We start from the raw sequence: 25977 nt of genomic DNA on the forward strand, positions 1-25977 counted from the left end.
TTTATGAAATGGTTTCAGCGATTGACTGTATCAAAGCTTCAATTTCAAATGGTTTTCGGATAATCTGAGTAACTCCCTCTGCTTTTAAACGACTGATTTCCTCATTCTCCAAGTAGCCGGTCATAAACAAAAATTTCAAATTCGGATTAATCTTTTTCATTTTGACAAAGGCATCATAGCCATTGAGTTCAGGCATATTCATATCAAGAATCACAGCATCGTATTTATTTGGATTGGCTTCAATTTCTTGAACGCCTTTCACACCATCTGAAACGGCAGTTGTGAATGCACCTTCCATCGTAAGGGTATCGTTTAGAAAATCTCGGATGAAGGCCTCATCTTCAACAATTAGTAGGTTTCGACCATTAATACTTAATGGCCTGCTACTCAAAGAACTTGAATGTATGTTTTCATTTTTTTCTGCAAGTGGGATGTAGAGATAAAATGTTGTTCCGCTACCCACAACGCTTTCATGAAAAATGAACCCTGAGTGATTTTTCATTATACCATAAGACATTGCAAGCCCTAATCCGGTTCCTTTACCCGGCTTTTTGGTGGTATAAAATGGTTCAAAAATCTTTTCGCTGATTTCCTCCGGAATTCCATTACCGTTGTCTTTTAAGGAAAGTTGAAGAAATTTCCCTACAGGACGAAGACCGTATTTTTCGGTAAATTTTGCGGGTAAGCTTTTTAGTGCTAATTCAAATATCAATTGCCCTTGAAAGTTTTCTTGAGTCAATCGTTCTTGAATTGCATCTATGGCATTCACAGCAAGGTTTAGGATAACTTGTTCAATTTGTGCTTTATCTCCAAACGCTAAGGGTAGATTTTCTTCGACGCGAGTTTCAATTTTAATTCGCCTATCTAAGGTGGGCTCTAAAATTTGGAGGACTTCATCGATACTTTCTTTCATATTGAATTTTGAGGATTCGTACTTGCCCTGCCTTGCAAAGCCAAGCATTTGCCGAACGATTGACGCTGCACGATTTGAATTGGCAATAATATGCTCGACGCGTTTAAGCTCTTTTGACTCGGGCTCAAATCCTTTTTTTAGAAGTGTTGCATATCCTAGAATTCCCGCTAGGATATTGTTGAATTCATGTGCAACCCCACTGGCTAAAACCCCTAACGATTCCATTTTTTGAGATTGAACAAGCTGGAAATACATCTTTTCCTTTTCTAGTTCGGCGATCTTTCGCTTTGTAATATCCATTACATAGCCATACAATTCTGTAACTCTCCCGTTGGAATCCGTTTTTACTTTTGCAACAGAATAGATCCATTTGATTTGTTTTCCTGTATGAATTCTTGTTTCAAATTCGTATGGGATCGCTTTCGAAATCGCTGCGTCAATCATCTTCTTTAACTCATCCTTCAAATCGATATGCATGAATACCAATTCTTCTAAGGAAGGCTCTCCTCTATCAATCTCTCGGTCAAAGATTTGATATGTTTCGTTCGACCAAAAAATCATTTGTTCAGCTTGTTTTTCTAAGGGATAACGCCAACCGCCGATATGTGCGATTTTTTCTGTATCGGAAAGAAGGGATTGGCTACTGATGAGCAATTTCTCAGTCACTTTTCGATAGGTGATGTCCAAAGAATTTCCGATTATCCGAATCACTTTTCCGGAAGAATTGATAATTGGGCTAAGACTTGTAAGAAAATATTTTTTTTGATGATTTATCTCTACCTCTTCTTCATACATCATTTCATCTTTTGCGTCAACACATGCTTGATATCTTGCCTTAAGACGTTGAATGATCTCGTTTGAAAAGACACTATCCAATTCATCAATTTTTTTATTTGTTAATAATTGATTTGAAACCCCAATTACTTTTTCATGCGCAGGATTTAATCCGATGACTCTGAATTGGTTTTCTCTCTCAACCTCTATAACAAATATTGGGGTGTTGATGCCATAATAAATACTTTGAAGAAATAACTGACTTTCTGTGATTTCCTTTTGAAAGAGTTTATCATTGGTAATTTCCTGTATGTATCCTTTCAGAATTTTTACGCCATTGGACTGAACAAAAGGTTTTCCAAAGAAACGAATCCAACACTCGCGTTCGCTTGGTAAATCCAATTCAACTTCAAAAGAGAAGGAGATATTTTTCAGGATTGACATTTGCAAGGAAGACTCAACCTTTTCTCTATCTAATACCTTAATTTTTTTATAAAATGTATTGAGCGGACAAGATGTTGATTCGCCCTCCGACTCAAAAATCCTTTTTATGACGGGAGAGCAACGAATAATTGATTGATTGAGATCGATTTCCCAATTACCGATATTGGCCAATTCTTCTGTTTCATAAAGAGACAACTCGTGTTGGCGTTGCTTTACTTGAGCCTCAATTATCGCAGTAATATCGCTTTCAATTGCATCCCAAATAATTTCTCCGTTATCACCTAATCGAGGAACCACTCTAAAAAGCGAGGTTTTGTCAAAGACTTGGTTAATTCCCTTTCGGACACGTAATTCAAATGCGTTTAAGCTTTTTGCACTTTCTTCGAGAAGAAACATTGCTTGACTGACGTCTTCAGGATGAAAAATAGTTTTGAGTTTGTTGGGCTCTTGATAAAGCTCGGAAGTGGTAAAACCGCTAATTTTTTCTATCCCTTGACTGATGAAAGTAAATCTACCGTTTCCGCTTCGATCGCTTACAAATTGATATAAAACAGTATTGGGAAGATTATCACCGATTGAAGAGATATATCTGTTCTTTTCATTGAGTTCATTTTGTGAATGAACAAAAGTTGTCACATCTTTTGAGCAAAACGCAATGCAAAAAACCTTGCCCATTTCATCTTTTACCGGGATGTATTCAACGCTCCACCAACGCGTAAAATTGGGGAAAGGGATTTCAATTTGAGTCTCAATGATTTTGCCTTCAAAAGCTTCTTGACAATGTTTAATAAAGCCTTCTTTTGTTTTAGGCTCAGCGTAGTTTAACATTGAATGACCTTCTTCAAGCTTCACCCCAAAAAGTTTTTCGATAAATTTTTGAGCTACTTGATTAAATCCAAGAATTTGAAATTCGCGATCAATCAGAAAAATCGATTCACTTGAGCTATTAAAGAAAGCAAGAAGTTTTAAGCGCTGACTTTCAAGCTTTAAGTGATCAATCTTATGATTTGTAATGTCTTGAACAGAAGTAACCTTAAAGCGTGCCCCATTGAAATCTTGATACAAACTTGCTTTAACATGAATGTTTCTTAACGCGCCGTCTTTTCGAATGAGAAGCCACTCACCGTCGGTATTTTTTTCTCCGGCAATAAACGCTGAGTGAATGTTTTGATATTTTAATTTTTCTTCTGAAGGAATAACAAGCGTGAAATGCTTTCCAATCAGTTCTTCTCGGGTGTAGCCGTAAGTATCACAATAGGCTTTATTAACTTCCACGAATTTTCCGTTTTCATCGGTGAGGCATAGGCCAATCGGGGTGTTGTCATAAGTTAACCGAAGAAGTTGCTCCTTGTTTTTTAGTTCTGCTTCTGCAGTTTTTTTTGCGTGAATATCCGTTACTGACCCGTAAGCAAAGACAACTTTTCCCTCTTCATTTAATACGGGTTTAACGCGATCCTCAACCCAGCAAAGTTGACCGTCCTCCTTTACTATTCGGAATTCAGCGATGGTCTCTTCCCCTTTAATTACTCTTTGAATAATGTCGGAAATGATTGGCAAATCAGGTTCATAAATTAACTTGTTCCAATTTCTTTTGTCAAAAATGAGCTCCATCGAATATCCAATCATTTCGATAGAATTTTCTGAAATCCAATCCAATGAGATTTCATTTTCATTAACCCGAATGCGATATAAAAAACTTGAATTCACTTCAAATGCGGTTCTGAAATGCTTTTCAGATAAGAATTCAAAGTTTTCATTTTGCGAAATCAATTTCTGGGGAACGGAATCCGTAGCTTCTTGGGAGTAATTTTGAGGAAAGGATTGAAGGTGGTGAAATTCGTCGCTAATTAATGCTTTAGCCTTTTGAAACGAAAGATCATCTTTACAAAATGATCGTAAAAGAGCCCAAAATGAACCGGTCATAACTTAGAACGCGTTATAATCTCAATGATTGATACATACTGATGGGAAAATTCTTAGATAATATAACGTATTCAACTTCTTAGGCTTTACTCAAAAAAAAAGTGCAGAGTAACTCTGCACTTTTTTATTAGGTTTTGAATCGGTTAGTAAGCCCTCATCATTCCTCTTCCTCTTCCGTACCCACCATTTCGCATTGGCATTCTCCGTTGCGCTTGAACACTCATAAAATCAGTAATTGCTTCTTTTTGAGCATCGGTTTCAGCAAGTTTTAGCACTTCAAAAAGAAATGAGACTCTTGATTCTTCAAGGCTTGATTGCGCTACTGTGACATCCTTTAAGGCTGATTTAACCTTTACTTCGTCCGGCTTCTTTGCGCGAAGTAAATCAGCTACGATATCCTCCTTGTCTTCAACAGCACGAAATAGCATCTTCATTTTATCTCGATGTTGAACAAACGCTTTTTCAAAATTTTCCATTTGCTTTTCATTAAAACCCACTTGTTCTTTTAAGAACATTTCAAGCCTTGGCTGTCCAAAACCCGGATTCCTCCATTGCGGATTTTGCTGACCCCTCCCGACTTGCCCTTGTTGCCCCATTCCGCCGCCGCGCAAAGGTTGCGTTGGTTGTGCAACGGCACTCACGATGAACAGGAGTGTTAAGACACTATAAAACATAATTTTTTTCATTGGTCGAATTGATTGATTATTCATTATTTCTTCTCAGCTGATTACTTATTGGATGCTCGCTGAATCAATTCCCTTCGCCTTTTTGAAAATTTATTTTGAATTTACAAGTCAAAATTATTTGGTCAGAAACGGATTCGACCAGCGTTTATGAGAATAAACGGCACTTCCTGAAAGTGTTTTTAGGAAGGCTTCCAATTGATTTTTCTCATTTTCAGTCAAAGCTAAATTTTGCGGCCTTCCTCCGGGTCTAAGTCGAGGATCAAGGTTTGTATTGGTACCAATCTGAATCAGGTTGTAATGATTGATGACTTGCTTAAGGGTTTGAAGTGATCCATCATGCATGAAGGCGCCATTCAATTGCCCACTTGTATTTAAGATATCTCTTAATGTTGGAGAGCGAGTAACAGTTACATCGGTACCACCTCCAATTTTTGAAATTACGCCGTTATTGAGAGAGGCCGGATCGATATCAAATTCTGGTGCACGGTGACATCCGCCACATCCTGCGCCTCCGCCTACCCGAACGCCATTTTGATTAAATTGAGGTGCCGCCAGAAAGAGTCTTTTACCTGCGTTTTCATCTGCTGTATAATTTGCAAAATCAGCTGCATCGTTAACAGCGGAAGTTCGCCCGGCATCATACTTTGAATCAAATGATTGAATCGAACGGATAAATGCCGATAGCGACTCTTGAATGCGTTGCTCCGAAATATTCTGATCTCCATAAACAAACTGAAATAGCTCTTGGTAATAATCCGTCGATTTAAGTTTCTCTAAAAGTCCTTGAAAATTGGGGTTACCGAATTCTCCGCTAAAGCCCATTTCAAGGTGATCTTGAATCGGCTGAGTCGTTTGAGCTTCTAAACTTGCTGCGCGTTCATCCCAAAAGAACTTGACTTCAACGGCATATCTGGAGTTTATCAATCTCATTGAATGACGGGGCGTATTGCCATTAATTCCTTTACTAGCGAGTGATGTGTCACTAAACCCAAATGATTGTTGATGACAACTGGCACAAGCAACGGTATTATTAACACTTAATTTTTTATCATAAAAAAGGACCCGGCCAAGCGTTGCTTTTGCGTCAAAACCAGAAGGAATTGAACCATTATTTTTTGTGATATAATTTGGCTTAGTCTGTGCTGAATAAGCTTCAAGTGCGGTGAGAACAATATTATCACCAAAGGTATTTTCAACGGCAGGGTAGGAAGTCGTAACCGGTGTAACAGTCTCTATTTGCTTTTCGGTGCACCCATAAAACGAAAGTGCAAAAAGAATGATTGAAACAAAAAACCCCTTTGCTCTTTGAGTGTGTTGGTATGTCATAGCTTTTCTTGATTATGTTAGAAAAAAATCAGGGTGGGCCGCCAAAACCGCCCGGCGGGCGAGGGGGCATCAGGGCGCGGCTCATTTCTTTAAGAAAGAATCTGAATTCGCGTTTTTGTTCAGGCTTACACAAGGATGAAATCGCTTGGAAGTGTTCAACGTTTGCCTTATCGATTTTTGCTTCATAGCCGGAAATCACTGTGATAACAGAATCGATTTTATCGGGTTCAATTGGTTCTTCGTTTGAAATCAATTGATATAGTAAAGAGCGATTTTCATGAATAAGATCTCGTAATTCTTTGATTTTTTTGAAATGAGACTCTCTTTCTTTCCGAAAGGCTTGCAACTGCTCTTCCGAAAAATTCACCTTCTCACGCAAGATTATTTCAACTCGTTCAGGATTCAGCCCTCGTCCGCGCCATTCTCTCCGGTTAAATCGTTTTGGGGAATCCTCTGAAGAAGAATTTTCTTTAAGATGATTCAAAAATAGAACGGCCATTAGAATAAGGTTAAGACCAATTAAGAGAATAAAGGCAATCCAAATCCAGCGAACCCGAGTTGTAATCATTCCAAATCCTCCGTATCTGTGTGCAAATCATACAATTCAATCACAGTTGCAATGTCTTGATCTAATGTTGTTTTTTGACTTGTATTAATAAAAATCAAAGAAGCAATATTGATAAAGGCAAAGAGAAGCAGCATTGCCACCTGATAGCGAAGTGCCGGAAATTGAATTTCCTTGGATTGCCTTGATTGTATTCGGTTGTTGAGCCTTTCAAAAAAATAGGGCTTTGGAGATGCCCTCTGATTAGCACGGAACATCTCGATGAGCTGATTGAAATCTTTGACTCTGTTTTTCATAACTCGTTCTCCTTTTCGGTATTGTTTCTAATTTTTTTGGGTAGAAAATTCATCATAATCTTCTTGAAATGAAGATGAATCGAAACATGCCTTAAATTCTTTGATGCGGCTCATAACAAAAACTTGCGACCCTGATTTATTTTTTTTCAAAATAGACTTTGAGTTTTTGTTTCATGTTTTCTTTAGCTCGATGAATTAACGATTCTACTGCACCGACGCTGATTTTCATAACCTCAGCAATTTCATCATACTTTAGCCCTTCAATTTTACACATTGTAAGCGCCACACGCTGATTTTCCGGCAAATGGTCTAAGGCAAAGGCTATAGCCTCGCGGTCTTCCTTTTGTTCAAGTTCAATGCCCGGGTGCTCAAAGACGATGATTTGAGGTTCTTCATCTTCACCAAAACCGAAGAGGGACTTTACCTTTATAAATCTTTGACGGGACTTTTCTTTTCTCAGAAATTCAAGACTTTTGGTAATTGAAATTCGATAAATCCAAGTGGAGAGTGATGACTCGCCCCGAAATTGTGTTGCCTTTTCGAATATTGTAATGAATACTTCCTGTGCGAGATCATCGGCATCGTCTGTTGATTTTACAAATCCCAAACAGGTATTAAAAACCTTGTCTTGAAATTCAGCAACAACTTTTTTCAACGCATCGTTATTGCCGCTTGCAACAAGGGCCATTCGCGCGATATCATTTGGATAACGGCTTTCTTTTGCTTTTCCGTCATCTAAACTTGTCTCTTGCATTGTTGCGCTTTTAATGCTTTGAATGAATAAGTCGAATTTTGGTTTAATTGGGAGAAAAAATTGTCTCGTTTGACAATCGCGCTTGACTTAAGATTGAGATTTTTCGGAATGACTGTAGCTTGGCTGAGATTTCCTCCGGCGTTTATCACTAATTGGGAATTCGACGATAATTGTGGTTCCTTTCCCTTTTCCTTCCGAAAATGCATTGATTGAGCCGTGATGAAGTTTCACAATTTGCTTCGCAATTGAAAGGCTAAACCCTTGCTCTTTACTGTTAGGATTGATTCCTGCTCCTTTATGAAATCGGCTAAAGAGCATCTCAGATTCCTTTTCATCTAATCCGATTCCCTCGTCTCGAATCAAAATCTGAATAGACTCATTGGTTTCAGGTTGTACTTGAGAAGTTTCACTCCTTATTTTTTTTGCTTCAATCCAAACGGCGCTTTTGGGTGAAGAATACTTTACCGCATTTTCAATAACCTTATCAAACACATCTTGAATTCGCTCTCGATCACCAAACATCAAAAGTTGCTCTTCTGCCATTAGATGCAACTGAATTCCATTTTCCTTTGCTTTCTCAAAAAATTTTTCTTTTGTAAAAGCCAACATTTGAGAAATATTTAGAGACTCCTTTGGCAAGGTAACCCTTGAAACATCAAGATCAGGGGATTGCAACAATTCATTAATCAGATTTACCATTTGTTTTGACCCAACCTCAATTCGCTTTGCCATTTGAAATATCATTGAATCTTCATTTTGTCCATTTTGAAGTAAGACTGAAAAGCCTAAGATATTTTGAATCGGATTCTTTAAATCGTGGGCTGCAAAAGTGAGTATTTCATCTTTGAGTTGATTTGTTTCAATCAATTGGCTTTGTTGCTGTCGTAGCAAGTCGTTTTGGGAGGAAATAACTTTATTCTTTTCAGAAAGAATTTGGTTATTCTTTTTTGTTTGAAGGTAAAAAATCACGGTGGTTATGAATGCGGAGATAATGAGAATGATCAATCCAATTAAAATCAATCGTTCATTTTCTGCTTCTTTTTTTTGGTACAGATTAATCTCTTCAAGTAGAGAAATCTCTCGTTGCTTTTTTTCAAACTCATAAAGTTCTCTGAGTTGAGTCGTTTTTGCATCGGACTCCGCGTTAAAAATGCTATCCCGGTATGCCATTGAAAGTTTCAACGCTTCAATTGCCTTTTCATATCGTTTTGCTTTCGAATACAAAGTAGAGATTTCTTCATAACCATTTTTTAAATCGAGATTATTTCCAATACTTGCCGCGGTATCGATGGCCATTTCCATAAGCACAATAGCATCGCTCAATTTGTTTTGCTTCTGATAGACTGACGCAATTCTCCGTAAAGCAATTCCCATCCCGTGTTTATTGCCTGAGCGGCTCTCGTAAGAGAGGGCTTTTTTATATTCATCCAAGGCTGCATTAAGATTTCCAATTTCTTCATATACATTTCCGATAACCTGTATTGCATCTATTTGGACACGTTTATCTCCAATTTTTTCTGCAAGTAAATAGCAGCGTTTGAGGGTATCGAGAGCAAATTCAAAATTTTTTAGGAATAGATGGGTAAACCCAATATTATAAAGCGACTGCGCCTCTTGGTGAGCGTTCTTCGTTTCTTTTTGAATAGCCAGCGCTTTACGGTAATAAACCAAAGCTTCATTGTATCGCTTCAAGGTTCGCTCGATATTCCCCAAGTTTCCAACGGCATACGCCACTCCCGCTTTTGGCCCTAATTCCTCAAGAATGATAAGGGCATCAAGAAATGCCTTTTTGGCTTCACCCAAATTCCCTTGGTTCCAAAGCACTAGCCCGAGATTATTGAGGGCTCGCGCTTTCCCAGTTTTATTCCCAAGTGAATCTTGAAGGGCAATTGATTGATATAAATATTTTGCCGCTTCGTCGTAGCGGGTGAGCAGCCACAAGTCAATACCAACGGCATTTGATGCAGTTGCAATTTTTAAGGGTAAATGGTTTTTCTCAGCTAAGCGAAGGGCTTGTAAATCAACTTCGAGCGCCGTTTTATTCTCTCCTAAATTGGATTGACACTTTGCAATTTCAATCTTTGAGTCAATCTCACCCTCGATAAATCTAATCGCAATGGATTCTTGTTCACATACCCTCGCAAGGCTATCGGCCTTTTTCGTTTCACCCATTCGATCATACTGAGCGCTAAGCCTAAGCATCAATCGAACACGCAGTGTATCTTTTGAAGCAGGAATCACTCTTTGAAGGCTATCAATTAAATCAGTTTGTGCGAAGGATTGATAAGGCATGAATAAGAAAAAGATTGGGAGAATACACATCGGCACCAATATTTGCGGCCAAAGCATTGAACTAAATAAACCGTCTCTTTGTGACATGTGATTTGAGCATAAATTCATTTTCTGAATTTATTCTTTTTCACCCCTCATTTTGAATGAAAAAATATATTAACTTTATTTAATCGATTAACTAAAGAGAAAAGGCAATGAGAAGATATTCAGGATTATTTTTAAACGACTTTTGTCGCCCGCTATTTCGTGTTTCATTTTTTTTAGGATTTGCTTTGCTTATCCTTAGTCATTTAGGGTGTGGCAGTAACTCCAATGTAACGAGCTCGAATTCAACAAATTCAAAATGGGTTCTTGCTTGGGCAGATGAGTTTTCAGGAAGCGGCTTGCCTGACCCAACCATTTGGGGATTTGAAGAAGGCGGTAATGGCTGGGGAAACAACGAATTGCAATATTACACCGCCAATAGGCTCGAAAACGCGAAGGTTGAAGACGGATTCTTAAAAATCACAGCCATCAAAGAAACTATGGGTAATCGCGGTTACTCCTCAGCTCGATTAGTCACACGCGGTAAGAAAACGCTCCTTTATGGCAAAGTAGAAGCACGAGTAAAAATCCCCGCCGGCCGCGGAACTTGGCCAGCTGTTTGGATGCTTGGGCAGAATATTGGTGTAGTGGGATGGCCTAAATGTGGAGAGATTGACATTATGGAACATGTCGGCTTTGATCCAAATTGGGTTCACGGCTCAGTTCATACAGAAGCTTATAATCACATTAAAGGAACACAACGAACCAAGAAGACCAACCTTACAACCGCAATCAGCGACTTTCATGTGTATGCCATTGAATGGACGCCGGAAAAAATTGATTTTTTAATTGACGGCAATTTGTATTTCACTTTCAATAAGGAATCAAACGCTTCAGCCAATGAATGGCCATTTGATGAACCGCAATTCATATTAGTCAACTTGGCTATTGGTGGAAATTGGGGCGGGCAACAAGGTGTTGATGATTCAGTTTTCCCGGTCACTTACCTTATCGATTATATCCGAGTGTACAATCTGGAGTGAGAGCAAAATTTCATGTAAACAAAAAGGGGTTCACGGTGTGAACCCCTTTTTTTAATCATAGAATTTGATCGGATAACTTTATCGAATATCAAAGCGAAGAAAGAGCACAAAGGCAAGAGCAAAAAATGAAAGCGCGTAAAAGATGAGAAGCCCGATATCGGGAAGTATTTTTTCAGTTATCGACAATCCACTTTGAATCGGCGGTTGAAATACAGGCATGTTTTCGAAATTGAGCCGCATTGAACTTGCTCCGTGAACTTTTATACCGTTTTTATCAAAATGAATCGTAAATCCATTATTACTCCCCGATTCTTTCTGCTTTTGATTGATATAGGTAATAAACCTATCTCTGTAACTCCGAATCGCGGATTCGTATCGATATTTTGTCTCAACATCCGTTTCGGCCAAACTCATTGAGGCTAATTGAAACGCTGAAGAAGGAGAAATTCGAGAGATCCAAAGTGCTAAGTCTTCTTGGGCAGCTTGTTGATTTGCCGCTTCTTCATTGGTTTTACGGTTAAACTCCGCGATCTCGGCATCCAATTTCTTTTGGAGTGCTTCACTTTCTTCTTTGATATCCCAGTTCATTTCGGCTGATTTGGCATCTCTTTCTTTCGGGGTTAAGGTCTCGAGGGTTTTATTGTACTTCTCATATAATTCCATTTCCCTTTTCATTTTCTCATCCCACTTTGATTTACTGAATGCTTCCATTTTTGTGTCAAGTTCAGAAATACTTGGTATTGGTATCACTTCACTTGCAATCATCATTCCCGCTCTCGGTAAAATGAGCACAAAGGTTATCCATAAGGAGATAAGCACAAGAAAAGAGGTCGCTGAATTTCTTACAGACGAGGAAACCAAAATCCCAAGGAGGATAAAGACTATAAAATGAGATAAGCCCAGCGCAATAATCGCGCAAGCCTTTAACCAATGCTCCGGTTCCATTGGCACACCAAAAAGAACAACGATGAGAAATGAAAGTAAAACGGGAATTAACAATGGAAAGCATAGGGCAAATATGGCGCCAAGCGCTTTGGCGGAAATAAAAAGAGCTCGGGGAATTGAATTTGAAAATGTGAGCTGCAATGTACCCGATTCCTTTTCTCCATTAATGGCATTAAATGTAAAGAGTATGGCAAAAAGCGATACCACAGTTTGAAAAATGAATACAAAATCAACCACGCGAAAAATTGCAAACACGGAATCTTCGGAATACAAACTTCCTTGCAACCTGTTTTCTTGCCATTTGCTTACTATGGTTTTTCGTCCGATGTCGTTTTGTACACCGGAAGCAAATATCATAAGTGGATTTGGTTCACGAAATGCTCTTGTGTAAACCGAGCCCCAATTGGTTTGGCTTTGCAAGTCTTCGGCTGCAAGTTGGCGAGCAGTTTCATATTGATTTTTGGTTGCGTGGTATTCTTCTACACCCAAATAAACAGACAGAATGATGAGAATCGACATCACTGAAAATGAAAGCACAAACTTAGGGCTTTGCAAAAACGCTTTCAATTCTTTTTCGATTAATAGCTTTAGCATAAGTAATTAAGTTGGAATCTAACGAAGGTCATAGTTGAGAAATCGCTTAAACGCAATTGCGGTGAGGAGTATGGAAAAAAGCAAAAGCAATACCCCATCGACGAATACTTCCTGAAACAGCGCGGCCAAATCCTTTCCCTTAAACTGAAATACCGGTAGCTCACTCACATCAATCGGTTTTGGGGGTGCGTTGCCCTGCTGAGAGAAAAACATTCTAAATCCACCACCTTGTTTAACTCCCGTTTTTGAATACTGGAACTCTCCAAATACTTTTTGGTAATTTGCAGCGTTCTCATGAAACAGATTCTTTAAGGAGATATCGGTTTCGGCAAGCGTTGCGGCTGAAATGGCAAATACTGCTGAAGGAGAGACTTTGGCAATGTTTATCGCAAGGCTTTCACGTACTTTTTCTCGGTTCGAACGCTCTTCATTTAACCTTTTAGCCAAAGCTGAAAATTTAACCTCTCGCTCCTCGCTTTCTTTACTCATAAACTCATTGAATTTCTTCATCGCTGTTTCAGGATTCGTATCATTTGGGGACTTAAACTCAGACATCCTTTTTTGGGTTTCTGACCAAAGCTGCCGTGAATATTGACTTTTCTCTTTTGAAATGGCATCAAGATTAGGAACCTCAACCGCTCTACCGGCAAGCATGATCGAGGCTTTTGGCAAAACAATCACCATTATCACCCAAAGTGAAAGTAGAATGGAAAAGGAATTGGCGCTTCTAACCGTGAAGGTAGAGACTGCGACAGAGAGGGTGATAAAAACCCCGAGATAAAGAAATCCTAATCCAATAATTCCAAGGAGCTTTAACCACTCTTCGAGCGTTAACGACACAGATAAAACTTCTATCAGGATGAAACTGAGTAAAAATGGAATAACAAGCGGAAGAGTTAAAGAGAGATAAGCCCCTATAACTTTTGAAAGGATAAACGTTGCTCGAGGGATACTTCCCGAGAAAATGAGTGCAAGGGTTGCATTTTCCTTTTCACCACAAACCGAATTGAAGGCAAAGACAATCGCCACGAGTGATAAAATCACTTGAAATAAAAAACTTAAATCAAGCGCCTTAAATACGGCGTAAATAGGGTTTTGGCTAAAGTAACTATTGGTAGAAGAAAGTTCTCCTGAGGCTTGAACTGTGATTTGCTGACCAATATCATTCGAAACCCCCATTACAAGTGCCGAAAGAAAAGTAGGAGGAATTTGCACTTGATGCCCACTTATAAGTCTCCAATCCGTGTAGCCTTCGTATTTTTTCAATACGGCTTTCACATCGGCTTCATGTCGCTCTTTGGAAAGTGTGTAGCTACGAATTCCTGTATAGAAGGTAAGCAAAATGAGAATGGTGCTCAACGAAAACGTAATGAGAAATCGTGTTGAGTGAAACGTCTCCCGAAGTTCTTTTTCGAGAAGTATCAAAAATGTCTTCATTGGCCCTCCGATTTTCCAAGGGTTTCAGAAGTCTCTTCCATATAACCCGACATATACTTCATATAAAGCTCTTCAAGATTTTCATCTTTGAGTTCCGCGCTTGTTTTTTGCATCACGAGTTTCCCTCGATTCATAATGCCAATGGTATCGGCAATCTCTTTGGCGCGGAAAATGTCGTGGGTGGACATTAATATGGCCTTGCCTTCAGCCCTTAGCTCTTCTAAGAGTTTAGAGAATTCAAACCCTGCTTTTGGGTCAAGCCCGGAGGTGGGTTCATCAAGCAAAATGGCAGGGGCATTTTTCAGGATTGCAATCGCAATTCCGCACTTTTGGCGCATTCCTTTGGAGAACTCTCTTAGCTTTTGATTGTGGGCTTCTTCCTGTAACCCTACGCGAAGCAATGTTCTACGGTAATCCTCTTTGGTTATGGATGTACTTCCCGAAAGCCGAGTAAAGAAATCAAGATTTTGAATGGCGGTGAAATCGGCGTAGAGCTTCACGTTTTCCGAAACGAAAGCGATATGCTTTTTAGCTTCAAGAGGGTCTTTATGTGTCGTGATTCCATTGATGCGTGCTTCACCTTCCGTGGGTTCAATAAAATTGAGAAAGAGATTCATCGTCGTGGTTTTTCCCGCACCATTCCCGCCAAGCATCGCATAGATTTCGCCGGGGTAAATGGCAATCGAAAGATGATCGAGCGCCAAAGTTCCATCCTGATATTTTTTCGTAAGCCCAATTGCCTCAAGGAGCGGGGTACGATTGGCTGATAAAGATTCAGTTTGATTCATAATTATCGCTTGATGATTTTGATTCCAAAAATTAGAAGACCGCCGACTGCTGCTACAATGAGCGTCACCAATAGAATGATGCCAAGAACATTGGTACCGGCAGGCACCTCAAGTGTTACAATTTTATCTTCTGCCGAAAGGGGCTGTCCATCAGCCTTTGCTGAGGTTTTAATACGTGCCTCATATTTGCCGATAGAGATGTCTGCCGGAGATTTAAAGAACATTTCAACTTTCTTTTCTTCACTCGGGTTTAAGGAGTTGATAAACGAGGGTTGAAGTCGCTTTTCCCAACGAAACGGAAGCTCAACTTTCAATTCAATGTTATCAAGCCTTCGTGTTCCTTCATTTAAGACATCCAACTCCACCCGAACTTCTTCGCCCTTCTTTACGGTGTGGTAAAGCTGAACCGCCTTTACCGATATCTTTCCATTGCCTTTTGGAATCAGCTCAAGCCTTAGAAATCCAAGTCCTAATTTTTGCAGGGCTTTTTCATTGGGTTCAAGCTCATCACTTTGAATAGCCATATCGGTAGGCAACGCCAAAACAAAAAATGTAAGTGTAGAATCAATTCGAAAAGATTCATTGGTTCGCTCGGGCAAATACAATTGAAGCGTGACTTTTCGGGTAGTGGCGGTCTCTATGGCTTTTATTTGAGTAAGGCGCGCATTGGTTGTAGGGTCGAGAAAGGTTTTGGTGATCTCTTTCGGTAAACCTACCACTTCCAAACGAAAGGCCGTGTTCATTCGGCTGTAGAGATCGAGGTTTAATTCATAATTGGCATTACTCCCTAAATTCGCTTCCAACGAAAACACTCGAGCCTGAATATTAACCTGACTTCCCGATTCGTCATTTTGCAAGAAAATTTTTGGGCTTCGTGTTGAGCCGTTCCCATAAGAAAGTGCTACGGTAACTGCATCAAGATCTTGAAGCAGCGCAAAATCTAAAGTTTGAGGCTCTGCACTTTCCAGCGTTTCAATTTTTGCTTCATAGGGCTGACTAACAACCGCATTATCATTATTGAGAAGCGACACAAATACATTGTGAATATCATCGGGCTCAAGAAGTTTGTGCGTCTCGTCATCCATATTGGAGAGCTTTCGCAGTTCGGCACTTGAGCCTGAGAGATTTTTCAAGGTCAGTCGAACATGCTTTCTTCCATCTCGGCCTTGATATTTTATCGCTTTTTGAACCGAGACAAACTGTTTTGCGAAAAGCACTGCAAGCAACGATTGTTGATAATTCACCTCTGCATCGGCAAAAGCATTTTTTGCCCGATCCATCTCTTCACGAGAAATTAATTTATCAGAGAATAGCTTTAACCGTCTTTCATAATCAGCTTTAGCCACTTCATAGGCATTCTTAGCTCTCTTTAAGCCAAGAAGCGGATAACTGTCGTCGCGTTGGTTAAACATTTGCGCGTTGCCAAGCACAGCTTGGAAGAGCATTAGCCACGAAAAAACACAAGCATAAAGCAAGCAAATGCGAAAGTTGATTTTTTGGGAAACCATCGATTTAATGGGCAATTAATTGAGAATGATTCTTCTATTTTCAGAACTTTCTTTTGTGAATGGGACTTGTACGGTTTTGTTTTTTCTCTTGACGGTCAGTTGGGCTTTTTCGCCTACTTTAATTTTGTCGTAAGCTCTTTTAAGGTCATCGGTGGTTTTTATTGCTTCTCCATTGAGGAGCGTGGCGACATCGTCATCAAAAAGCGGACCTTCCCCGGCTTTCGATTCTTTTGCATTTGGGCCATTCCGTTGCATTAATCCAACAACTGTCACCCCTTTTGCTTCGTTGTTAAATATAGCGTCGAGCTCAGGAAGTACAAAGGGTTTCACTTTTCCTCCTGCACCTCCTGCCCCATCCATTTTAATGACAAAGTTTCCTTCATTTTTATTTGGGTCTCGTTTTTTGAAGGAAGCAAAAAATTGCTTGTCGCCTCGTTTGAAGAGCGCTTTGAGTTCATCACCCGACTTCAAGGAATCATAAAGTGCTTTAAGTGCCTTCGTCGTCGATATTTTCATTCGGTTTGCCATCACAAATTCGTCGCCTTGGTTGAATGAAGGCAGTTGAAGTGAATCATTTTTAGGCGTAGGAATTACTCGCTCCACTTTTATTGAGCCTCCTGTTTGTTTAAGAATCAATCCGATTTCCATCAACGCATAAACATTCTCTCCAGAAGACTGAATCACTTGGGCTTGAAGAGGAATGATAAAATGTAGAATAAGAGCGAAGAACAAATTTTTTTTCATTGACATGCACTGTTTAAGATTTTAAGACAATGCAATGTGCGAAGGAATCGAGAGGAAGTTGTTAAGGTGGTGCAAAACCTCTGTTAAGAGTGAAAAATGAATGTAAAGAATGTTAAAAAAGGCACTTCGCTTAAGCCTCTTACTTATTTGTATCGTAGATTCAAGCGGGTTCCAATAAAAGTTATGATTAACAAGACATCAATACGATTACTCGCGGCGGGGCTTCTTTTCACCACAATTTTGGTGCTGGCCTATTTTCAGTATCACTGGATTAATGAGGTGAGCGAGGCGCAGGTATCGCAAATGAGAAAGAATACAGAGCGATCCTTGGGGTTATTCATTCAAGAATTGGATGGAACGCTAACCGAATTGTATAAAACTTTTCGTCTCCCAGCTTCCAACAGTAACAATGAAATTGCTTTTCGGGTGGCTGAAAATCTTAGAAATTGGAAGTTAAGTTCAAAACATCCTGACCTTCTTTCTGAGGTGTACTTTGTTCAGTTTATTGGAAATGAACCCCTTATTTATCGAATAAGTAAAGACGGGCAATTGACACTTTTAACCACTTATTCTCCGCTAATACAAAATCATTTAGCTGATTTACGCAGTCTCTATGCTCAGGGCATATTAAATGATTTTGACACTTATTGCCATCTTGCTATTGATCTTATTCCAATTCCTGTTTATTTATTTTTACCACCTTTACCCAATTCCTCCATTCCAAATCTCGAAACAGGCTTGATTCTTTTAGAATTGAATAGTGCTTTTATCACCAATAGCTATTTGCCAAATCTTAAAAAAGCCTATTTGCCAGATGATCAAATGGACTTAGCGTTATTTTCTTCGCGCAGTCTTCAAGAGCCCTATTTTTCATCCTCACCAACTATTGAAAACTACAATTCCTTTGATGTTAAAGCTCCTTTCGGATTTTTGCAGTATTCATCTTCTCTCCCCTCTCGCATTTCCACTATTCAGTCATCAAGTATTCAAAAAATTAGTATCATCGCGCAACAAAAGTCGAATCAAGCGGTTATCTCAAAAAAGGACACGACGAATACCAGAAAAAAGAAAAGTACAATCAATTATTCATTCTCGTTTTCTGAAACAGCTCCTGCAATAAAGGATTCATCTTTTTTTGTAGGGTTCAATTCTTATCCTCAAAAAGCAAATGTGTTGCTTTCACCTGCTCCTGATTCTTCTGCACCGAAGCCCTTTGTAATTAAAACCTTTTACTCACAAGATCGACAAATGTGGGAAATGCGAGTTCGCCACCGCGAAGGCTCTTTTGAGATTGCAGCGAAATCCTTACAACGGAAAAATTTTTTCATAAGCTTTGGGATTTTAGCCGTCCTCGGGCTTAGCATCGGACTTTTGGTTCTTTCAGCTGAGAGAGCCCAAAAACTTGCCGAGCGTCAAATGGAATTTGTGGCGGGGGTTTCGCATGAACTTCGAACGCCGCTCGCGGTTATTCAGTCCGCCGGTGAAAATTTAGCCGATGGTATCACGGTTGGCGAAGAGAACACTGCCAAATACGGTGAGCTCATTAAGTCGGAAGGGAAACGGCTTGCCGAGATGGTTGAAGAAATTTTGGAATTCGCTGGCGTTGAATCCGGGAAGAAAAGCTACCGCTTTGAAGTCATCGATTTGAAGCCTGTAATTCTAGAAATTATCTCTGAATTTGAACAAACAGCATTGAAAGAAAATATTCGTTTCGAAGCCACTGTTCCCGAAACATTAAAGCCCTTGTTACTCGATAGGAAGTCGTTTCGCTCAGCAGTGATGAACCTCCTGCACAATGCACTTAAATACAGTAATGGAAAAAGCCCGATTATTCTTACCATTTCAGAGCTTCACAGTTCAACACTTATTTCGGTGAAAGACTTTGGGCTTGGAATCAGCAAAGAAGATCAAGCGCACATTTTTGAACCGTTCTATCGTGCGAAATCCGTGCGCGACGCTCAGATAAAGGGAAATGGGCTTGGATTAAGCCTTGTCAAGCGCATAATGGATGCGCACAAAGGCAAAGTATTCCTTGAAAGCGAGTTACATCGCGGAAGTAATTTTACTCTTCTATTTCCAAATGGCTGAACCAATTAAAATTCTACTGATAGAAGACGAAGCCGGTATTGTTCTCACGCTTACCGACCGTTTGAAAAGCGAGGGATTTCAGGTTGATTCCGAAAGGGACGGCGAAAAGGGTTTTCAACGCGCTTTGAAAGGACATTATGATGTGTGCATTATCGATGTCATGCTTCCCAATAAATCAGGCTTTGATATCTGCCGCGATCTCCGCTCTGCCTCAATCTTTACACCAATTTTGATGCTTACCGCTCGCGGACAAACCATCGATAAAGTGCTCGGCCTAAAACTCGGCGCCGATGATTATCTCACCAAGCCCTTCGATATGATGGAATTACTTGCCCGTTTAGAAGCCTTGCTTCGGCGAAACAGCAAACCTAAAAATGCAGTTGAGGTTCCGGATATCTTTCATATTGGGGAATGCATCATCAATTTCAAAACGATGGAAGTCAAAAAAAATGGGGAGACTTTAGAGCTTTCTGCAAAAGAATTTCAACTCCTCCGGTACTTCATCGAAAACAAAGGGAAACTGCTCTCACGTGAAATTTTGCTTAATGCCGTTTGGGGATATCATGCAATGCCCTCGACGCGTACCGTGGATGTGCACGTCGCGTGGCTTCGCCAAAAACTTGAACCCAATCCGAAAGCCCCACGCTTTATTCTTACTATGCACGGAATGGGATACAAATTTGTGGGTGAGTAAAAGTATAAATGCTTGTACTTTTTCAGTGTGAATACTCAACGAGTTGAACTTTTGATTTTCACTTTGAATTAAGCGACCAATCATAACCGAAGTATTCAATTTCCTTCACACCATCTAAGAGCCAACTGCGCTTGGGCTCATCGAGATATCGGGCAAGAAATGATTTTACGCCACCAAATTTCGAAAAATCGGCGGAGTACCAATTGAAGATTTGCGCAATTTTAATTTTTGGGCTTCCAATTTGAATCTCGTTGCGAAGTGTGTCATTGATAAAATTCCGTGCAGCACGCTCCAACTGCGCTTCGAGTTTAAATCCTTCGTAGGCTTCACTTTGCAGGGGTGGGCACGACACTGCTGCACATACACAGGTAAAGTGCACGCGATCTTCCCCCAATTCTTTGATGAGTATCGTTTTTTCAATTTCATCCAGAGTCATCTTTTTTCCCGCAACTGTAAAGAACTGCTCTCTCCAAGCATTGGGGCGAATATCCATAATGCTTTTTATGCCTGTGTTTTTGGTGATCAAATGAATGGTAAACGCATTGTAAGCATTTATCCAAAAGGCAATTTGACTTTCCTTGCTCGGCTTCCGATTGGAGAAAAAAACGGTGTCTTGTTCGAGCGACTTAAGATAGGCCTCGAATTCTCGAGAATTTCTAAAAGCCTCATAATCCACTTTGCCATTCACCACATGCTTTTTTAAGAGAACGGTAAATGCCTGATGACGACCTTTTACGCGATGCTTAGGCGCTTTTTGCGCGATTCCCTCTACGGAGAACAACAGGAGAAGTAACCCTGTAAGGATATGTTTTATCATGCTTCTTTTGGTATTGAATTCAAGAGAAACGAAAATCGAGTTCCTTCACCAAAGGTGCTTTGAACCTTTATCGTTGAATGATGGAGTTCGAGAATCTTACGCGAAATCGCGAGTCCCAATCCCGAGCCGCTCTTTTCGCCGGTACGAATGTTTTCGCTTTGATAAAATCGGTCAAAGAGATTATCCAAATCCTTTTCCTGTATGCCTTCGCCATTATCTATAACGGCAACTTCAAGCGCATTGCTATTTTGCTGCGCCACTTGCACACCCACCTTACCGCCTTCGGGAGTAAAACGAAGCGCATTTTCGATTAAGTTTTGTAATACCCTTTCAATCATTTCGACATCACCCAAAATCATTGGACTTGATTCGGGAATTGAAATCTCAAGGTGGATGCTCTGTATTTCCGCTTGTGGCTTAAAACTAAGGGCGATATCGTGAACAAGTTCAGAAAGTGAAAACGGCTCGAAGCTCGGCGTTTTCTGACCGGCTTCTAATTTTGAATGCTCAAAAAGTTGATGAATCAATCGATTCAGTTTTTTTGCATTTCTCAGAATTACCGTCAAATATTCTGTTCGTTCTTGCTCCTTCAAATCATTCGATTTCTTGATAATGGTTTCGGCATAGCCCTCAATGGAAGCTAAAGGGGTACGTAAATCATGAGAGACATTGGCGATGAGCTCTCGCCTGAGCATATCCGATTCTTTCTGCTTTCGAATTGAAATCTCAACGCGCTGCATCATTTCATTAAATGCTGTGGAAAGATCTTTGAGCTCCTCGGTCGGCATTTCAGGAATTCTTTCTGCAATATTTTTTTCTTCAATTCGTTTTACAAATTGTGAAAACTGCCGAAGGTCTCGAGTAAGCCTTGAAATCCACCAAATCCCTAATACAGAGGTAAAGAGAAGAATTAGGAGCAAAGAAATTCCGATGCTTCGCATAATCATACTTTGCTGCATTGCGATAACCGCAGAGGCATCGCGGTCATTTTCAAGGGCGATGTATAAATAGCAATGCAAAGTGCCATCGGGTTGATAGATAGGAGACGCAGAAAAGATAATGGGCATTTCGGGTCGCTTAGGATTATCGCCATAGATTGGGAAGGATTCCTTTCGCGCAATGAAATTCTGAATCTTTTCAATCGATACTTTTTTGAGCAGCAAAGAGTCATTCTTCAGCCCAAATACTTCCCCATCATCATGTACCAAATACATTCGAATGGTTGGGTTGATGATCATTGCCGTAGAAAAAATCCGCTCAACGGTATCACGATAAAAATTATTTGTTCGTGTATCAATTTTGAATTCTTTAGATATCGATGCCGCTAAATTTTCATTGGCACGTTGAGTGGCTTCATCCAAATACATTCCGCTTGTCTTTGAAAGAATGTAGAGCATTGCCATTCCAACAAAGGCCAAAAGTCCGATAAACAACGCCGTAAGCTTAAAGCGGAGCGAGAGAATGACTGATTTCATTGATTACACATTCTCATTGAATTTGTACCCAATTCCCCAAACGGTAAGAATCAACGTTGGAGATTCGGAGTCTGCTTCAATTTTCATTCTAAGCCGATTGATATGCGAATTCACGGTGTGCTCATATCCGGAAAAATGATCGCCCCAAATCAAATCCAGCAACTCTGATCGTGAAAATGCTCGGCCGGGATTTTTCATCATCAGGTTAAGAAGTTCAAATTCTTTTTGGGTCAAGTTTAGTGGTTTTCCCTCTAAAAATGCGCGGTGATTGTCATTATCAAGGCGAATCGGCCCTCGTATCAATTGCTTTTCTGCACCGATAAAACTAAGCTCCTTTTCGGGACTAAAGCGGCGAATTCGTGCCTTTACTCGCGCCATTAATTCCTTTACGCTGAAAGGCTTCGTCACATAGTCATCAGCCCCAATTTCAAGGGCCTCGAGCTTATCACCCTCCTCCGATTTCGAAGTCAGCATAATAATTGGCGTTTGAACTTTCTTTGCTCGAATCTGCCGGCAAGCATCAATCCCATTGAGCTTTGGAAGCATAATGTCTAAAATAATGACATCAAAATTTGATTGTGAGGCAAAGAGAACACCATCTAACCCATTGGTCACGATTTCTGCGCCGCATTCAATGTCTCGAAGATTGAGGGCAATGAGTTGCGCAATATCAGCATCATCTTCAATGATTAGCACTCTTTTCATTCGTCGCTCTTTTCAGAAAGCAATCGTTGGATTTCATTTCTTGTTTTGTCATAATTTCCTTCACCAATATGAATGTATCGAATAATTCCCTTCTTATCGATTAAGTATATGCAAGGCCAATAGCGTTGTTCATATCGGTTCCAAGTCTGATAGTCATTATCGGTCACCACGGCATATTGTATTCCAAGTTTTTGGATTTCAGTTTTTACCGTTTCAATTTTTTTCTCGTACCCAAATTCCGGCGTGTGTATTCCAATGATAACAAGCCCATCCTTTGAAAATTCCTTGTGCCAAGCATTCACCGAAGGAATTGTATTCCGACAGTTGTAACATGCAAACGTCCAAAAATGAAGCAGTACCACTTTTCCCTTTTGCGAGTGCAAAGAGGATTTAGGCGAATTAATCCATTGCCCATCAAGAAGTTCAGGGGCTTTAGAACCAACTTTAATGACTTCGTCCGGAATCATTAACCAAAATATTGAGATGAGCAAAAATTGCATTTTGATGATTGATTACTTGAAGAAAATCCCTACACAGAATGTATACTCTAAGATCATTGATTCCCTCTTCAAGCTTTAACCGCTTTCTGAGTGCCGTGAAATTTTCGCAGGTCAAAACAACTAAACTCTATTCCAATGAGATGATATTTGGCAGAAACGATTCAATATCTATTCTTTCAACAAACGATAATTAGTTGCTTGAAACCGTAATCTTACAGTCACCCGTTGGATTGAGTGGGCAGCTATAGAGATACTCGCCTTCCTTGAGCTCTACAACACCCGTTTCCTTTGATTCACCTTTTTTAATATGACCATCTGTTCCGGAGTTTGGTACCGATTTCTTGGTTTTCGCCGCGCGTAAATAAAGACCAACTTCGTGGTCAACACTTAGATTAGAAACCTTAAATCGATATTTCCCCGGTTTCAATTTTATGGACTGTTGCACAAATTCTCCGGGCGTTTGCTCGAGCGTTATAACGGGAATTCCATCTTTCTCAGTAGGCATTACATTGACTTTCTTTCCGTTTTGAATAACCTCTACACTGCAAGAACTGTCTGTTTGGGCTTGAAGCGTTGCATAGGCAAAAAAGGATAGGAGAATTGTGATAATCCATTTCATTTTCATGATGTGTATTGATTTGAAATTGACGTTCATTTCTTTGTTCAGTTAGTCTGAATCGAAAGCAAAGATGAAGTGAAAGTGTCTCAAAAGTATCACACCTAAAAAATTAGGCGTGATACATTTGTGATACTTCGCTTGTAGGTTTAACGAGTTAAAAATCGAACTTAACAGCTAAGGAAATGCCTGAGAAAAAAGCCAACCTCGAGAAACCTGAAGAGATTCAGCAACCCCGCTTTCGTTTAGGATTCAAAGTGTTTATTGCTCAAGCCTTGATTCTTTCGATAGCCATTTTAATGCCCGCATATTTTAATCTTGAAAATCAAAAGCAAGAAACACTTCGTCATCTTCAAGAGCAGCTTTTAACGGCCAGCAACACGTTGTCCCTTCAGATTAAACCTGCTGATGTTTCGGAATTAAACGGACTGCCAAGCGATACTCTAAAGGAATCCTATCAAAGAACACGCAAGTGTATTGTGGATTTTGTAACTGCAAATCATTACTTGGGGTTTGATAGCGATAATGCCTATCTCTTTAAACGAACCGAAGGAGATACCTTACGTTTTATTGCAATGTATTACAGTCAGTATGTCGGAATTCCCTATATGCTCCGCAATGAAATGATTCCTGTATTTGAAAAAGGGGTTTCAAACACAACTGATATCTATGAAGACGAAAATGGTGTTTGGGTTTCCGCATATACACCAATTTTAGATTCAACACGCCGTGTGATAGCACTTGTAGAAGTTGACTTCAAAAACAATTTCTATATCACTCAATTAGAAATCAAAAAAAGAAACATTTTTATTATCGGAGGCATTGCTATTCTCCTTGGCTCCATCTTTTCGTTGCTACTTACCTTCCTTGTCTCATCACCAATTAAGCAAATCACCAACGCGGTGCTTGATTTTTCAAAAGGGAATCGATCGCGAAGGGTTGATATTCAATCGAATGATGAAATCGGAACTCTTGCTTCTGCATTCAATTTGATGTCCAAAGAAATCTCAGATCGAGATCGAATTACAGAAGAAATTCGAAAAGCACGGTTAGAAGAAACCATCGAAGCTTTGAATACAAGCAATATTCAATTGGAAGTCAAACAAAAAGCTCTTGAGGAATCGAATATTGCTTTAAGTCAAAAGAATGAGCAGATTAAAGCGCAGCAACTTCAGCTTGTTCAAGCTGAGAAAATGAGTTCGCTCGGACAAATGGTTGCAGGAATCGCCCACGAAATCAATACACCGCTCGGGTTTGTGAAGAATAGCCTCACCCTTCTTTCAAGAAACCAAGAAGAGATTGAATCATTACTATTGAAGCAACATGCACTCGCTGAGTCTCTTTTAATGGGTGGGAGTGACGACGAAATCGAAAAGCATATCACAGAAGCCTTTGAGGCCAAACGTGAATTGGAGGAGAATGAGGTTTTAGGTGACTCCAAAAAAATGCTCGATCATTCTAAAACGGGAATTGAACGAATTGAAGAATTGGTCATTAATCTTAAAAACTTCTCAAGGCTTGATGAAACCGCATTCAAACTTTCAGATATCAATGAAGGAATTGAATCAACGCTTGTTATCACCAATAATGCCTATAAGCATAAAGCCGAGATCAAGAAAAATTTTACCCCTGATTTGAAAGCAGAGTGTTACCCTTCTCAATTAAATCAGGTAATTATGAACCTCATCGTTAACGCTGCTCAAGCCATTCCCGAAAAAGGTATGATTCACATTTCAACTATGCTTGAGCGTATTGATGAATCCCCCGCGGCAAATAAGAGCGATGCATACTACGCCGTAATTGAAGTTTCGGATACCGGCAAAGGAATTTCAAAAGAAAACCTTGATAAAATCTTTGATCCCTTTTTTACCACAAAACCGGTTGGGCAAGGCACAGGACTTGGTCTTTCAATTTCTTATCAAATCATTCAAAAGCACAAAGGGAAAATCAATGTAAAAAGTGAAGTCGGTAAAGGCACCACTTTTACCGTTCGAATCCCACTCAAACAAAATCAAAAATCTTAGGA

General features: G+C 39.8%; 21 protein-coding genes. 4 read left to right on the forward strand and 17 right to left on the reverse strand.

Translation table 11 applies throughout. From position 1 onward, the window contains the following. Position 1 precedes the first annotated feature (1 nt). From SFU91_01460 to SFU91_01490, 7 genes are all read right to left on the reverse strand, one after another. Positions 2 to 4054: a PAS domain S-box protein gene (locus SFU91_01460; protein ID MDX2127683.1), complete on the reverse strand. Its 4053-nt coding sequence runs from the start codon at positions 4052 to 4054 to the stop codon at positions 2 to 4. Positions 4055 to 4197: 143 nt separating this feature from the next. Continuing rightward, positions 4198 to 4740, reverse strand: a complete 543-nt coding sequence (locus SFU91_01465) for a periplasmic heavy metal sensor (GenBank protein ID MDX2127684.1) — start codon at positions 4738 to 4740, stop codon at positions 4198 to 4200. Between the two features lie 114 nt (positions 4741 to 4854). After that, positions 4855 to 6066, reverse strand: a complete 1212-nt coding sequence (locus tag SFU91_01470; protein ID MDX2127685.1) for a cytochrome c peroxidase — start codon at positions 6064 to 6066, stop codon at positions 4855 to 4857. A gap of 28 nt (positions 6067 to 6094) precedes the next feature. Continuing rightward, a complete protein-coding gene (locus SFU91_01475; GenBank protein ID MDX2127686.1) occupies positions 6095 to 6634 on the reverse strand; it encodes a hypothetical protein in 540 nt (179 codons plus the stop codon). Beyond that, entirely contained in the window at positions 6631 to 6927 is a 297-nt protein-coding gene (locus tag SFU91_01480) for a hypothetical protein (GenBank protein MDX2127687.1), read from the reverse strand. Before SFU91_01480 ends, SFU91_01475 begins: the two co-directional genes overlap by 4 nt. A gap of 136 nt (positions 6928 to 7063) precedes the next feature. Further along, positions 7064 to 7681 carry an RNA polymerase sigma factor gene (locus SFU91_01485; GenBank protein ID MDX2127688.1) on the reverse strand — a complete coding sequence of 206 codons (618 nt, stop codon included), beginning with the start codon at positions 7679 to 7681 and terminating at the stop codon, positions 7064 to 7066. An 87-nt stretch (positions 7682 to 7768) separates the two neighbouring features. Continuing rightward, positions 7769 to 10060 (reverse strand): tetratricopeptide repeat-containing sensor histidine kinase, encoded by a 2292-nt coding sequence (locus tag SFU91_01490; protein MDX2127689.1) that lies wholly within the window; start codon positions 10058 to 10060, stop codon positions 7769 to 7771. A gap of 107 nt (positions 10061 to 10167) precedes the next feature. On the opposite strand from SFU91_01490, the gene SFU91_01495 reads away from it, so the two are divergent. Beyond that, entirely contained in the window at positions 10168 to 11040 is an 873-nt protein-coding gene (locus tag SFU91_01495) for a glycoside hydrolase family 16 protein (protein MDX2127690.1), read from the forward strand. A 78-nt stretch (positions 11041 to 11118) separates the two neighbouring features. Here SFU91_01495 and SFU91_01500 read toward each other — a convergent pair whose 3' ends face one another. Genes SFU91_01500 through SFU91_01520 form a run of 5 tightly spaced genes read right to left on the reverse strand, consistent with a single transcriptional unit; the run spans position 11119 to position 17056 of the window. Further along, positions 11119 to 12579: an ABC transporter permease subunit gene (locus SFU91_01500; GenBank protein MDX2127691.1), complete on the reverse strand. Its 1461-nt coding sequence runs from the start codon at positions 12577 to 12579 to the stop codon at positions 11119 to 11121. Between the two features lie 18 nt (positions 12580 to 12597). Further along, entirely contained in the window at positions 12598 to 14016 is a 1419-nt protein-coding gene (locus tag SFU91_01505; GenBank protein ID MDX2127692.1) for an ABC transporter permease, read from the reverse strand. After that, on the reverse strand, positions 14013 to 14804 hold the full coding sequence (locus tag SFU91_01510) for an ABC transporter ATP-binding protein (protein MDX2127693.1): 792 nt from the start codon (positions 14802 to 14804) through the stop codon (positions 14013 to 14015). The genes SFU91_01505 and SFU91_01510 overlap by 4 nt, the downstream gene beginning before the upstream one ends. 2 nt (positions 14805 to 14806) lie before the next feature. Next, positions 14807 to 16312 carry an NEW3 domain-containing protein gene (locus SFU91_01515; GenBank protein MDX2127694.1) on the reverse strand — a complete coding sequence of 502 codons (1506 nt, stop codon included), beginning with the start codon at positions 16310 to 16312 and terminating at the stop codon, positions 14807 to 14809. 15 nt (positions 16313 to 16327) lie between these two features. After that, positions 16328 to 17056, reverse strand: coding sequence for a PDZ domain-containing protein (locus SFU91_01520; protein MDX2127695.1), 729 nt, complete (start codon positions 17054 to 17056; stop codon positions 16328 to 16330). A 183-nt stretch (positions 17057 to 17239) separates the two neighbouring features. Here SFU91_01520 and SFU91_01525 point away from each other — a divergent pair, with 183 nt between their 5' ends. Together SFU91_01525 and SFU91_01530 are read left to right on the forward strand one after the other, a co-directional pair. Further along, positions 17240 to 19144 carry a HAMP domain-containing sensor histidine kinase gene (locus SFU91_01525; GenBank protein ID MDX2127696.1) on the forward strand — a complete coding sequence of 635 codons (1905 nt, stop codon included), beginning with the start codon at positions 17240 to 17242 and terminating at the stop codon, positions 19142 to 19144. Continuing rightward, a complete protein-coding gene (locus SFU91_01530; protein MDX2127697.1) occupies positions 19137 to 19838 on the forward strand; it encodes a response regulator transcription factor in 702 nt (233 codons plus the stop codon). The genes SFU91_01525 and SFU91_01530 overlap by 8 nt, the downstream gene beginning before the upstream one ends. A 58-nt stretch (positions 19839 to 19896) precedes the next feature. Here SFU91_01530 and SFU91_01535 read toward each other — a convergent pair whose 3' ends face one another. From SFU91_01535 to SFU91_01555, 5 genes are all read right to left on the reverse strand, one after another. Continuing rightward, positions 19897 to 20655: a DUF547 domain-containing protein gene (locus SFU91_01535; GenBank protein ID MDX2127698.1), complete on the reverse strand. Its 759-nt coding sequence runs from the start codon at positions 20653 to 20655 to the stop codon at positions 19897 to 19899. Then, positions 20652 to 22130, reverse strand: coding sequence for a HAMP domain-containing sensor histidine kinase (locus SFU91_01540; GenBank protein ID MDX2127699.1), 1479 nt, complete (start codon positions 22128 to 22130; stop codon positions 20652 to 20654). The genes SFU91_01535 and SFU91_01540 overlap by 4 nt, the downstream gene beginning before the upstream one ends. Positions 22131 to 22133: 3 nt before the next feature. Next, positions 22134 to 22835: a response regulator transcription factor gene (locus SFU91_01545; GenBank protein ID MDX2127700.1), complete on the reverse strand. Its 702-nt coding sequence runs from the start codon at positions 22833 to 22835 to the stop codon at positions 22134 to 22136. Next, a complete protein-coding gene (locus SFU91_01550; GenBank protein ID MDX2127701.1) occupies positions 22832 to 23335 on the reverse strand; it encodes a redoxin domain-containing protein in 504 nt (167 codons plus the stop codon). The genes SFU91_01545 and SFU91_01550 overlap by 4 nt, the downstream gene beginning before the upstream one ends. Before the next feature lie 190 nt (positions 23336 to 23525). Then, entirely contained in the window at positions 23526 to 23960 is a 435-nt protein-coding gene (locus tag SFU91_01555) for a hypothetical protein (protein ID MDX2127702.1), read from the reverse strand. Between the two features lie 176 nt (positions 23961 to 24136). Between SFU91_01555 and SFU91_01560 the strand changes: the two genes are divergently transcribed. After that, on the forward strand, positions 24137 to 25975 hold the full coding sequence (locus tag SFU91_01560; GenBank protein ID MDX2127703.1) for an ATP-binding protein: 1839 nt from the start codon (positions 24137 to 24139) through the stop codon (positions 25973 to 25975). Positions 25976 to 25977: the final 2 nt, after the last annotated feature.

This window comes from Chloroherpetonaceae bacterium, from assembly GCA_033763895.1.
Lineage (GTDB): Bacteria > Bacteroidota > Chlorobiia > Chlorobiales > Thermochlorobacteraceae > JANRJQ01.